General features: G+C 53.9%; 9 protein-coding genes. 5 read left to right on the forward strand and 4 right to left on the reverse strand.

Going from position 1 to position 12577, the window contains the following annotated elements:
• Positions 1–45: 45 nt before the first annotated feature.
• Positions 46–879 (reverse strand): type IV pili methyl-accepting chemotaxis transducer N-terminal domain-containing protein, encoded by an 834-nt coding sequence (locus ACR0EL_RS07810; protein WP_480499229.1) that lies wholly within the window; start codon positions 877–879, stop codon positions 46–48.
• A gap of 316 nt (positions 880–1195) precedes the next feature.
• Positions 1196–2017, reverse strand: coding sequence for an FHA domain-containing protein (locus tag ACR0EL_RS07815; RefSeq protein WP_480499231.1), 822 nt, complete (start codon positions 2015–2017; stop codon positions 1196–1198).
• A gap of 830 nt (positions 2018–2847) precedes the next feature.
• Between ACR0EL_RS07815 and ACR0EL_RS07820 the strand changes: the two genes are divergently transcribed.
• Positions 2848–5886 (forward strand): AAA family ATPase, encoded by a 3039-nt coding sequence (locus ACR0EL_RS07820; RefSeq protein ID WP_480499232.1) that lies wholly within the window; start codon positions 2848–2850, stop codon positions 5884–5886.
• Between the two features lie 53 nt (positions 5887–5939).
• On the opposite strand, the gene ACR0EL_RS07825 is transcribed toward ACR0EL_RS07820, so the two are convergent.
• A complete protein-coding gene (locus tag ACR0EL_RS07825; RefSeq protein ID WP_480499233.1) occupies positions 5940–7535 on the reverse strand; it encodes a GMC family oxidoreductase in 1596 nt (531 codons plus the stop codon).
• Between the two features lie 108 nt (positions 7536–7643).
• Between ACR0EL_RS07825 and ACR0EL_RS07830 the strand changes: the two genes are divergently transcribed.
• The 4 genes from ACR0EL_RS07830 (at position 7644) to ACR0EL_RS07845 (ending at position 11765) form a co-directional block, all read left to right on the forward strand.
• On the forward strand, positions 7644–8882 hold the full coding sequence (locus tag ACR0EL_RS07830; RefSeq protein WP_170535418.1) for a TRAP transporter substrate-binding protein: 1239 nt from the start codon (positions 7644–7646) through the stop codon (positions 8880–8882).
• A 68-nt stretch (positions 8883–8950) separates the two neighbouring features.
• A complete protein-coding gene (locus ACR0EL_RS07835) occupies positions 8951–9616 on the forward strand; it encodes a TRAP transporter small permease (protein WP_480499234.1) in 666 nt (221 codons plus the stop codon).
• Complete coding sequence (locus ACR0EL_RS07840; protein WP_353009741.1) at positions 9616–10974, forward strand: TRAP transporter large permease; 1359 nt, start codon at positions 9616–9618, stop codon at positions 10972–10974. The genes ACR0EL_RS07835 and ACR0EL_RS07840 overlap by 1 nt, the downstream gene beginning before the upstream one ends.
• 11 nt (positions 10975–10985) lie before the next feature.
• Positions 10986–11765: an IclR family transcriptional regulator gene (locus tag ACR0EL_RS07845; RefSeq protein ID WP_353009738.1), complete on the forward strand. Its 780-nt coding sequence runs from the start codon at positions 10986–10988 to the stop codon at positions 11763–11765.
• 237 nt (positions 11766–12002) lie between these two features.
• Here the strand turns inward: ACR0EL_RS07845 and ACR0EL_RS07850 are convergent, their stop codons facing one another.
• On the reverse strand, positions 12003–12479 hold the full coding sequence (locus tag ACR0EL_RS07850) for an Lrp/AsnC family transcriptional regulator (protein WP_480499237.1): 477 nt from the start codon (positions 12477–12479) through the stop codon (positions 12003–12005).
• Positions 12480–12577: the final 98 nt, after the last annotated feature.

The raw sequence follows: 12577 nt of genomic DNA on the forward strand, positions 1-12577 counted from the left end.
AGGTGCTGTAGTTTGGGGCCAAATCACGCGAAACATGGTTAGCGTTCAGGAATCCAGCTTGATGGCCTCTTCATAGAGAAGCGCGGCCTTTTCGGACTCGATTTCAAGCACATCCATCTCGGCACAGAAGTGTGTCACGTCATCGACGTTTGGCACATCCACGCTATCAAGCTGCTCGACAACCGGCTGCAGTTTTGCCCAATGGGTCTGGACTTCGGTCAATGCCTCAAGTGCCGCGTTGCTTGGCGGTTTCGCCATCGTGATCGAACTGCTTCCACCTTCAATCAGAACGTCGACAATCTTGCCGAATTTCTTGGCGTTCTTCTTGAATTTCTTGTGGTGCTCTTCGGTGTCCTGACCTGTTGCTGCCAGTGCGATTTCCTTGCAGATCTTCTGTGTCAGCATTCTCTGACGTCCTGCAAAATCCAGTGCCAGCGCCAGTGCCAGATCGATATCCACGTCGCCATAAGCCTCTTCCAGCTTACGAACGACTTCGTGGCAGGTTTTTTCCAAAACCTCATCATTGTCGATAATCAGGTGCAGATGTTCATCATCCACCGATCCCGCCTCGATGATCTCTTCGATCGCCTTGCGATAAGGCATCCAAAGCTTTTCGACCTCTTTCAGCGCGTTGTTCACGGAAACAAACCGCTCACGGTCAACGCCCGAAGATCCCTTGCCCTCGCGAAAGCCCAACAGAATGTCGTCGAACTCGTCATGGGCTTCTTGCAGTTCAGCAAGATCCTTTTCAACTTCGGCACCGAGGCTTAGCAGTACAACTGCCTTCGCAACCTTCTCTGTCAAGAAACTCAGTTTGTCTGCGGCCAGTATGCGATGCGCAACCTGCCCTGCAGCCATCGCCAGCGCACTTCCCCCCACGGGTACTATCGCGACACATGCGGCCAACGATGCGCTGTTAAGAAATACTCGTCGGTTCATTTCCATAGTGACTAACCTTACCTTTTCTCACTTTTTACCCACCGATTGTGTTAACAATGACGAGAAATTGAGCTGTATTGTGGTTGGCCCAAGAAAAGTTTGTGTTGATTTCTTGACTTACCTTAAGATCGAGCTAGGCGTTGAAATTATTCAATATTTTCCGACTATCGCTATCAATCTGATGCGCAGAACGAAGAAAAGCACTCCACATTTATGCGAAGCACTCTTCTTTAAGGAGAGTTTAGTTTAGATCAACTCAACCTTCTTGCCAGTCGAACTCATCATCGCAAAACGCGGTGAAGCGCATCGTGGTGTCACTGATGCGAATATCGTCGCCACTCGACAATGGAACGGTGCTAAGCACGGGGCCCGAATTCAGGCGAACCAAGTTCGCTTTACCCCCATGACCCAAATAGCACTTTCGGGCTTCTGGGTCATAAGCGATAACCGCGTGGTTGCTGCGAGAGATACCGTTGTCGCCAAAATCGAGTTGGATGGCTTGATCGTCATTCCGACCGATCTGCATCAATCCACCTGTGAGCATCACACTTGTTCCACGGCCGGGGCCTTTGGTCACAACCAACCAACCGACCGGGTAGGCTTCGTGTTGTTGGGTATTGTTTTTCACAGGCTCCGCGGTTTTTAGAATGTCTTCGATCGGATCCGCCTGGTTGCCAAAGCCCAAGAAAGTTGTTTTGACCCGCCGGCTGCGTTTTGCATCCGAAGCAGTGGCTTCAGGGTCCTCGACACTTTCGCCGGGCACCTCAAGAGGATCGGACATCGGAGCCGGTTCAACTATCTGAGGCGCCAGGGCATCAAGGGTGTCTTCCGCATTGGGCATATTCAGCGCCTCCAGTCTTTCCGCAAACGCCAGAGATGCAATCGCATCCGATCCGGCCAACTGTATTTCGGATTGAAGGGTCACTTCCGCCTGAGGCGTTTCAGGTTCTATAAGTTCAGAAGTCAATTCTGAATCTTCGACAACCATTGCACCACTATCGACCGTTTCGTCTTCGGCGACGCTGGGCATATTGGTTCCATCAAGAATACGGCTGAGCGGACTTTTGTATTTGAACATCTGTTTCACCATCTAACTTTTCACAACACTTGGACCAATCCTATGATGGCCAAACGCGACTGGACGTAGGAGCAAGGCTCGCATCAGGTCCAAGTTCAGACGAGTTAGCGAGTACAACAACCACCCCAGAATCCGGCGCCAACCCAAGGAATCCCTTCAATGTGCCCAAAGTTTGTTTTCTTCCTGCCTTCATTGGGGAATTGATTAAGATAGAAGTAGCGCCCCGAAATCACCGTTTCGCCCATGGAGCGGGCGAGCAGACTGAATGAGAACGGCCTGCATTCTCACTTTTGTGATTTCATCATGACAGACGACCTGCCCTCTTATGGTTGAACCCGGCAGAGCTTTGCGTGCTATTGCAGCATTGCGGGTTAGAGGTGTTGCAAATGCGGGATCGTCGTCCACAATCCTTGAAAAACTTCACTATTGGCGGGACAACCGCCTTCATCAGTGTTTCGAATTTGTCGACAATCTATCAAATTTAAAGCATTATATCGTAATACACTATGCTTTGGCCTGGAGGATTGGGCTGAGCATAATTGGAAGATCGCACAAGTGGGGGAACGTGCAATCAGATATCTCATTCCCGGATTCTGGCCCCGAATTGGGATTTAGATACCTAACAGTCTTGGTTTTGATGTTTTTCAAAACGACGCCGCTGTAGCCAATAGCTGTTTCCCCGTGTGCAGAGTCAAAAAGACCCTGAGGAAGCTGGCCAGATGAGTGAAGTAATATGTAAGCGGTGCGGAATTCCTTCTCAGGCTGGTGGGAATTTCTGTTCAAGCTGCGGCGCCCGTATCGGAGAAGCCAGCGAAGCAAGATCCCAATACATGACCGTTCTCTTCGTAGATCTCGTCGGTTCTACAGATGCAACGCAGAATTTTGGCAATGAGGCCATGTTCGAGGTCATCCAGAGCTTTCAAAGCCAGTGCCAGCAGGAAATCCAGAATGCGGGCGGCTTTGTTGCGAAATATTTGGGCGACGGCGCCATGGCCTATTTTGGGTATCCAAGGTCGATCAAAAACAGCGCCGCCACTGCAGTTGCGTGCGCAATTAAGATCATCGAAATCGCCTCTGCCCTGAAGATAAAAGGAAAGCTTTTGCAAGCCTGCTGTGGCATCGCAACCGGATGGAGCGTTGTAAACATCGTGCGCGCCGGCGAGGCGGCTCAGGAAGCATTGGCTATCGGTAACGCGGTGAACCGCGCTGCGCGACTGCAATCGCTGGCGAGCCCAAGCAGCATCTTCTTTTCATCCGAGGTCAGGCGATCCATTGATCAGGCGGCGCTTAATCTTAGAGAGGTTGGCGAGACAGCGCTCAAAGGCTTTCGCAATCCCATTGATATTTGGGCGATTGACGTTCCGCACCTGACAGGTGATCAGGCCACGCTGGCGACAGGCGATATACTGCATGACCAACAAGGTTTTCAGGATCAACCTGCGCTTTGGGACGGGCAAGTAGAATTGAACCCGATCGGACAGCCGATGCTGGGCCGCTCTGACCTGATGAGCCAGATCAGCACTTGTTACGCCGACGCTGTATCGGGCCGCTTTATATTTGCAGATGTTATGGCCCCCGGAGGCTATGGTAAGACAATGCTGGCCGAGCAATTCCTAGCATCAGTTCCGGATGCAAACGTCATACGCGTCGCGGGATCCCTTCACCGCAGTGAACAGAGTTTTGCATGTTTCAACGCCGCGATGCGTACGTTGATCGCTCAAGAACAGAACGGGACGGACCCGACCGCATCCCTCGAGGAATGGGCCCCGGAAGGTATGCTAGACGGTCTTCAGCGCCTCTTGAATATGTCGCAAATACCTGTCGCCCCAGTCGTCCGCCAAGGCCGGATCACAGAAGCATTGCAAGCAATTCTCGAACGCGAGCTTGCCAAGGGGCCACTCATACTGTTCATCGACGATGCCCAATGGCTTGATGAGGATTCTGTTGCATTCCTTACCCTACTTTCGCAGGTTTTTCGCAACCAGCCGCTGTTTTTGTTGGCGACACACAGGCTGGAAGGGCGAAATCTGCAGGTAGAAGCAGACTTGCGTATCGATCTGACCCCACTTGCAGATCACGATGCGGGCAGACTGATAGGTTTTCTCGATCCAGATACCCGGCTCAACCAATCAACACGCGACAAAATAATCGAACGCGCGAATGGCATACCGCTTTATGTGTACCACTACACGATGACCCTGCTGGAGCAGCCGCAAGCCAGTATCGAGGCCGCCATACCACAAACACTGATAGAAGCGCTTCAGCAACGGCTAGATGTCGATGAGGATGAAAGGCAGTTGGTCGAGGTCGTCGCCGTCCTGCAGGACTATGCAACAACGGAAGTGGCTGCTGCCATGATGAACAAACCAGTGCACGAGGTCCAAAAGACCACGGACACGCTTGTATATCGTAGTTTGCTTAAGCAAAGGGGTGCCAACGAGCTTGCGTTCGATCATGCGCTGCTGCGCGATGCGGTGGTCAAATCCATGTTGAGCACACGCGCCCGCAAGCTGCACGGGGACGCGCTGCACGCCTATCGGGAGGTTTCACCCGAATCTCTAGTGGCCAATCCGATCATCGAAGCAAAGCACTTGATGGGGTGCGAAAACTATGCGCAAGCCGTCCCGAAACTAGCCGAGGCCGCTCAGGTCGCAACCATACGCGGTGAGATCGCCGAAAGCGTGCGTGTTGCTAAAATTGCAAAGGGGCTACTAGAGAAAATCGAAGACCGGGATTTGCGCAATCGCCTGGAAATGTCGACCGAATTTGTACTTGGCAACGCGCTGGTCCAGCAGGAGGGGTTTGGCTCCCCTCGTGCGGCGGCAGCCTATGGCAATGCACTGGCACTATGCGAAACTATCGCCGGGGGTGGAGAGCTTGAATTCCAGATCGCGTGGGGCGTATGGACTCACGCTTACACCTTGTCAGATGTATCGGGCACCGTGCGGATGGTTGAGCGCATGGAAAACATCGCCAAAGTCGAGCCCAAGCTGGGCGTTGTTTCAAACTGCGCACGATCGGTTACGAGCTTCAGCCTTGGTGAATTCGTAGAGCAAGAAGCATCCTATCAGCGCACCGCCGAACTGTATGACTTTGACCAACATAAGCTGCATGTAATGACCTATTCGATGGATTGTCTGGAACTGGTCCATCTATTCCGGGCGCACGGGCGCTTTATTGCGGGTGATGCTGATGGCTGGGAGCAAGCGTTGGCCTCGGCCCGCGCGCATGGGGAAAGGTTGGATGTCGCGCCACTTGTCCCATATATTCGCGTTTTCCGAACAGCAGCGCGCTGTTACGCGCCAAGCGGCCTACCGATCCGCGAAGAACTGGAACAGGCCAAGGCACTGGCTGAAACATTTGGGCAGCCCTTTTGGATTGTCGGCGCAAATCTCTGGATGGCTGCCGCGCGCTATCACAACGAAAGCCCTGCCGCGGCGCTGGCGGACTTGGAAGTGGCAATCGCGGGGGCTGAGGCTCTGGGCATTCGATTTTTGACCAGATACCACGAAGCATTGCTGGCACATGCCTATGCCTGCGTAGGACAACACGAAGACGCCGAAGGATTGTGGGCAACGATTGACACGCCCGAAAACGCCCAGGGCAACACGATGATCTGGCCCGAGATTCTGCGGCTGCGTGCAGAATCTCGCTATCTGGCAAAAGCACCTGCAGATGTACTGGTTAGAGATCTGGACCATGCAGAACAAATGGCCCGAGATATCGGGGCACTTGCCTGGTTCGCCCATATTCTAGACAGCCGTAGACGCCTGCAGCTGTCTTCGCCGGATGAAGTCCTTTCAGCACTTCAAGGCATTATGCCAAGCGGCGCGGAACGCCATCCTTCATTCAAGCTACTTCTAGAGTAGTTTTGGTCTGCCCGCCTGACGGGGGCAAACCCCAACTTAGATCAGTCCGCGCATTAGGCATCTGCCAAGACAAGATCGCTCGCTTTTTCACCGATCATAATCGCCGGTGCATTGGTGTTGCCACTGACGATTTCGGGCATGATCGAGCAATCCGCTACGCGCAGGTTCGATATTCCATGGACCTTCAGTTTTGCATCGACAACTGATGTCTCAGCCTGTCCCATCGCGCAGGTACCTGTCGGGTGATAGATTGAAGCGGTGTTCGATCTGGCCCAATCCAATGTACCTTCATAATCGTCAAGGCTCAGCTCTGCCGACGGTCGAAACTCCTCAGAAATCTTCGAGGCAAGTGGATTCTGCTTGGCGATCCGCCGAGCGATGTTCACCGCATCGACCATGGTACGGCAATCGGTTTCTGTTGATAGGTAGTTCGGTATGATTTTGACATGCGTGGATGGATCAGGGCCGTTTAACCTAAGCTCCCCACGGCTTTCCGGACGCAACTGGCAAACAGACATTGTGAAGGCTGAAAACGGGTGCACGCCCTCCCCCGGGCTATCGGCGGACCAGGGTTGGACATGGAATTGAATATCCGGCGTTTCTACATCTGGGCGGGTTTTAATGAAACCTGTGGCCAGGCTGGCCGCCATGGTCATCGGGCCCGCGCGAAAAAGGGCGTATTTTAATGCGATACGCGCTTGATTGAATAGGCTGCGCACCTCGTCATTCAGTGTAGGTTCATTGCATTTGAAGACCAGCCGAGCCTGAAGATGATCCTGAAGACCTTTGCCAACACCCGGCAGCGCGTGCAGTGGTTCAACGCCGTTTTCCTTGAGGTGATCCGGGTCTCCGATCCCTGACAACATCAAAATCTGCGGCGAGTTGATCGCGCCACCTGACAGGATAATCTCGCGCCGCACTTTCAGAGTGTGCTCCACCCCAGATCTATCCTGGTACACCAACCCAACGGCCTTTTTGTCGTCCAGGATCACGCGCGACACCAAAGCTTTGGTGATGATGTTCAGGTTCTGGCGATTGCGAATGGGCTTCAGATAGGCGACGGCGGCACTACAACGGCGACCATTGCGCGTGGTTAGCTGAAAATACCCAACGCCCTCTTGTTCGGCGCCGTTGTAGTCGGGATTAAAGGGATAGCCTTCGGCCTGCGCGGCGGCGACCCACGCGTCACAGATTGGGCGCTGAATGCGCATGTTCGACACAGACAATGGCCCGCCAACACCGTGGAATTCATCCACACCCCGTTCCTGATCTTCGCTGCGTTTGAACAAGGGCAGCACATCGTCCCAGCCCCAGCCTTCATTGCCCATCTGGCGCCAACGGTCATAGTCTTCTTTTTGTCCGCGGACATATAGCAGCCCGTTCAGCGAAGATGAGCCACCCAAGACCTTGCCGCGCGGCCAGTCGATGGATCGACCGTTCAGGCCGGGGTCGGGTTCGGTGCGATAACACCAGTCAACTGACGGATTGTGCATCGTTTTGAAATACCCGACGGGAATGTGAATCCACGGATTTGTATCGCGCCCGCCGGCCTCTAGCAGAGCCACTGTGCTCTTGGGATCAGCGCTGAGCCGATTGGCAATAACGCAGCCCGCAGACCCCGCGCCAACAACCGCATAATCCACTTCCATGACTGCCTCCTCCAAAGTCGTTGAAAAAAACTCTATGCAAGATGCAAGAATTATACTAGCATTTTTTGATACAAATAGTCTCATTATTTGCGATCAGGGAGGTAAGCAATGGAGATTGGTCGGAAACTAAGTGGTATTTCGCGGCGGGATTTCTTCCGCGTGGCCGGACGCTACGGCATGAGTTCGACGCTGCTAGCAGCAGGCGGGTTCGGTGGCGCGATGAGCCTGGCGAATTTGGCGCAAGCCGCTGAATCAACCTATGAAAAGCGCTTTTCAAAAGAACCGAAGCACACGCTGAAATTCGGCGCTTCGGGCTTCAACACCCGAAACCTTCTGATCGAACGCGCCGGAGCCATCGAGTTTGCGCGTGATCTGGAAGAGCGCACGGACGGTGAGATTCGCATTGAGTTCATCGGCGATAACCAAATCTGTGGGCAGCTGAGCTGTGTCGAGAAGACTCAGCAAGGAATCGTCGACATCTACGCAGCTTCGACTCAGAACTCTGCAGGTGGCGCGCCCTATCTGAACGTGCTGGACTATGCCTACATGTTCCCCAGCCGCGCGGCGCAGTATCACTTCTTCTACAGCCCCGCGAGCCAACGCATCCTGCGCGATCCGCTTGAGAAACGGCATGGGCTCAAGTTCCTGTTCACCCATTGCGAGTTGCGTGGTCTGCAAATGGGATCGAACTTTGCCGACAAACCAACCGTGACCAAGCTGGAAGAACTGTTTGGCACCAAAAACCGTGTAACAGGTACACAGCTGGGCCGGATCGCAATGCAGTTGCTAAATCTGAACCCCGTGCCTGTCGCCTGGGAAGAAACCCTGGACGCGCTTAAAACCGGTCTGATCGACGGAGCGGAAACATGGGCCTCGGCCGTGGCCTACGCCAACATGGCGCCGGTGGTTTCGCAGTCGGTGAACCTGAAGTTCTTCTGCGGCACCGAACACACATCGATGTCTTCGAAGGTCTTCGACAGCCTTGGTGGGGAATTGCAGGATGCGGTTATGGAATCGTCCTACTTCACACAAGCTCTGATTCAGGGCGCTAATGAAGCTGCGCTATTGAACACAGTCGGGTTCTCCGAGCCGCAACTGCCGAATACGATCTTCGCCGAGAACGGTGTGCGTCCCGCCTTCCTGGCCGATGACCAGATCAAACTGGCTGAGGAAATGTGTGCGCCCAACTACAACCCCGAGCCTTGGGCGCAGTGGCGCGAACGGATCAACAAGTGGGCAGGCGGTATCGACACTTATCAGGAGATCTACGACATCGCGCGCGAGATCCCGGCTGATACCATCGCGGAAAACGTTGAGCCACGTCGCTGGTGGAGAGGCGAAGCCTAATTTAAGCTCTTCAAGAACCGGCCCGTTTGGGCCGGTTCCACAAAACACCGACTGGGAGGACGGGGCTCATGTCATTTTGGGCAGACATAGGCGCTATCTTTAGCGCTCTTCTCACCTTTGATTCATTCGAGATACAATCTGCACTGGAATCCGACGCGACATGGGTTTTGGGCGCAATCGTCGCGGCCTTGGGTGGGCTTCTCATCATGTGGGTTTACCGGAAAGTGCCCTTTGTCGAACGCCATTTTGAACGATCCGTGATGGTCTATTCCTACCTGGCGATTGCCTTCATCATCTTCTGGGGCGTGATTGATCGATTTGTGTTCAACGATCAAGAACCCTGGTCAACGACCATTCCGCCCCTGCTGTTTATGGTGATGGCATGGTTCGGCGCCTCCTACAATGTTCGCCTGCGTACACATCTGAGCTTTAGTGAATTCCGCACCTCCATGCCCCGCGGCGGCCAACTGGCCTGCCTGATCCTGGATGCGGTCCTTTGGTTCATCTTTGCAGTGATCGTCATCGTGACCACGACGCGGTTGGTGGCGCTGTCGGCTTCGAACTTCCAGATTGTCCTGGGGACTGACAACATCATGCAGTGGTGGTTCCTTCTGGCCGCACCGCTATCGTTCTTTCTGATGGTTGGACGGGTGTTTCAAAACCTCGCCGACGATCTGCATAACTGGAAAACAGGCGAGCCGCTGATCAAGCAGGCCGTGATCGGAGCAGACTGATGACAGATGGAACCATGGTCACACTGATCTCGCTGGGGGTCACCTTCCTGTTCATGCTGGGCGTGCCCGTTCTGCTGGTCATCGGCTATTGGGTCATCGGTTGTTCCTTTGTCCTCGGCCTGACGCTGGACAACATGGGCGCAGAGCTTCTGAATGTTTTTAATAAAGGCTTTGCCCTTCTGGCGATGCCCCTCTTCATTCTGACCGGTGACCTGATCAACAAGTCTGGTATCGCCCGAAGGCTTAGCGACTTCGCCTATGCATGTCTCGGATGGATACGCGGCGGGCTTGCGATGGCGTCATTGGGCGCTTGCGGATTGTTCGCCGCAATCTCGGGATCAAATTCCGCAACCACCGCTACGATTGGTTCCATGTTGCACCCGGAGATGGTCAAGGGTGGTTATGACGAACGGTTCAGTGCGGCAACCGCTGCGGCGGGCGGCACGGTGGGGATTATCATTCCTCCCTCGATTATCTTCATCGTCTACGGGTTCCTGATGAACCTGCCGATTTCTGAGCTGTTCGTCGCGGGCATCCTGCCCGGCGCTCTAATGGTCTTTGGCATGCAGTTTGCCTGCTGGATCATCTGCCGCATGAACGGCTGGGGCCACTTGATCCCGCTGCAACTGAACCGGGTGCTAAAAACCGCGTTCGGAGCTTGGCTTGGCTTCTTCGCCATCGGCCTGGTGCTGTGGGGCATCTACACTGGCAAATTTTCCCCTACCGAGGCGGCGGGCGTGACCGTAGGTTTTTGCGTCATCGCGGGTCTCGTCAGCTATCCGATCAACCGCATCATGGGCGCGCGGAACGACATTTCACCAACCGAGAAAACGTTTGCTGAGATGTTCGTGGTCGAAGGCTTCACAATTCCAGAAATCCCTTCGATCGTGATCCGATCGGCTCAGATCACAGGTATCCTCGCACCGCTGATCGCAATTTCAGTCGTGATGCAGCAAATTCTGTCTTTGCTTGGTGCACAGGAGACCATCGGCAATTTCGTAACCTCAATGGGTGGCTATTACGCGGTTTTGTTCACCTCGATGGTAATCGTCTTCTTCTCGGGCATGGTGTTGGAAAGTCTGCCGGTGACGATCATCCTAGCCCCGATCCTGGCTCCGATTGCAGCCTCGGTTGGCATTGATCCGATCCACTTCTCCGTGATCTTCCTGGTCGGCGCGTCCATCGGCTTCATCACACCGCCTTACGGGTTGAACCTGTATGTCGCTTCGGGTGTGACCGGAGTGCCCTATTTCCGGCTGCTCAGATACACCGTGCCTTATCTGGTATCTTTGCTGTCGGTATGGATTCTGGTTTCGCTTGTGCCCGATCTGGCCTTGATCCTGCTGCCAAATAACTAGACTGTTGCGGGATGGCCCTGACGGAAACACAAGAAAAAGAAACTCAAATCCCGACTAACTTGCGCCTTCTCCTCATACTAGAGGAGGTGGCGCGGCGCGGGGTTGCCGTAAAACCATCTGATCTTATCGACGCATTGGGATTGGCGAAACCAACGGTCCACCGCTTGTTGCAAACCGCCGAGGCCGAAGGGTTCCTGCAACGCGATCTGGATGGCCGCTCATACGGCCCCGGCCACCGGCTAAGGTTGCTTTCAGTCAATACGATGTCTTCCGAGTACCTGCGTACAGCGCGTCTGGCGATCTTGCGCAGCGTGGCCGAACAGGTGGGTGAGACCTGCAATCTCGCCACCCCGGACCGTGAAGGTATGATCTATCTGGACCGGGTCGAAACCAAATGGCCATTGCGCATTCAATTGCCCGTCGGTACACAAGTGCCCTTTCATTGCACCGCCAGTGGCAAGATGTACCTGTCCACATTGCGGCAAAAAACACTGGATGGCTTTCTTTCCGCCGGCAATTTGCAACCCCAGACCGAACGCTCTTTGACCGACCCCGACGCTTTACGCACAGAAATCCAACGTGTCGCCGACAACAGGTACTCCACTGATGATGAAGAGTTCATGACCGGGATGACCGCTCTTGCGGTGCCTGTTCAGGATAGGCAGGACAGGTTGGTTGCAACACTTTCCGTTCATGCGCCAACTCAGCGTCATGACGTAGAAAGTCTGATGTCTTTCTTGCAGATTTTGCAAAAAGGCGCGGCTGATCTTTCGGCGCTTCTGGCGGAATGATCCGTTTCGCAAACACCAATCACGACGCCGGTTGGTCTGCTGATTTGTCAACGTGAACCGCTGATGAGCCTGATCCACCGATCTTATACGGTGCAGAACAATCACCGCAATCGATGAGCGAAGGGCCATCTGTTTGGGTTTCATCATCTTCTTCTGAAAAACCGCCTCAAACGCTGGCAAATCGGAAAATTTCAAAGCCACATATCACGTGTACCAGTGTCGCGTTTACAGCTGTGCCTAAAATGTTTCGCTGTCTTTGACAGATTGCATTGAGACATGGGTCGACGTGCTGGCGACGTTAGGCAGAGACGAGATGGTTTTTCCCAGCACTTGGCGAAATGTCCTCATGCTCGATGTACGGATCTTGATCAAATAATCGAATGCCCCCGCAATCATATGGCACTGTTCAACCTCCGGTACCTTGCGAACCGCTGCATTGAAAGCGGACAAAGCGGGCTCGGTCGTGTCGGACAGCTTGACCTCGACAAAGGCCACTTGCTCTAGGTCCATCTTGGCCGGATTGATGACGGCCTGAAAACCAAGGATGATCTCATCTTCCTGCAAGCGTTTCAGCCTGATCTGGCATGGGGTTTTAGATAAACCAACCCGCACAGACAACTCTGTAACAGGTATCCTGCCTTCCCGCGCAAGAATCGCAATGATCGCACGATCGTAACGATCTAGTTGCCTATCTTTGTCAATTTTTATCATCATCACGCCTGCGAAATTTATACTATTTAGCTAATTCTTCTATCTTTTGCCCCCTCTTTAGGCAACATGCATTCCGAAACTCTGGTACCCTGCGCGGCAAG

Source organism: Ruegeria sp. AH12, assembly GCF_056541465.1.